Source organism: Campylobacter sp. W0014 (assembly GCF_020135975.1).
Lineage (GTDB): Bacteria > Campylobacterota > Campylobacteria > Campylobacterales > Campylobacteraceae > Campylobacter_D.
Genome location: NZ_JACHTR010000104.1, coordinates 1 through 483, shown reverse-complemented (window position 1 = coordinate 483; position 483 = coordinate 1). Strand labels below are relative to the sequence as shown.

The window sequence follows — 483 nt, the reverse complement described above, 5'->3', positions numbered from 1 at the left end:
TGGAGATTGAGCATTAGCACTAATGGCTAACATTAAGAAAATTCCTAAAACTATTAAAATCTTTTGCATAAGAACTCCTTTAATTTATTTTACTCTGCCTTAATCTCTCCACCTCTAACCACAAGTCCATTAGAGTCTATAGTTACTTCAACTCCACCTGCTTTAATAATAACACAATCTCCCTTAGTAACAATTTGAGTATCGCCTACTTGGTGGAGGATTTGATTGCCTGCCTTTACTTCACAATCTGTTTGAAAGTCAAAAGTAGAACTTTCTGATTCTAAAGAATATTGCTCTTCTACCTTTGTCTGCATGGAATTGGACTTTAAGGATGTATTATCTTGTATGTGGGCGGATAAATTTTGATGAACATTAAGAAAAAATTCTTTTTCTATTGTTTGGGTTAAAGATTTTTCTATTAATAATTTATTTTCTCCCTTCACATTCTTTATCTCATCTTTATGTATAATAGTATTTTGATTT

General features: G+C 31.1%; 1 pseudogene. It reads right to left on the bottom strand.

The features are described from left to right. Positions 1-89: 89 nt before the first annotated feature. Positions 90-483, bottom strand: a pseudogene (locus H2277_RS09160) (hypothetical protein); the annotation flags it as partial.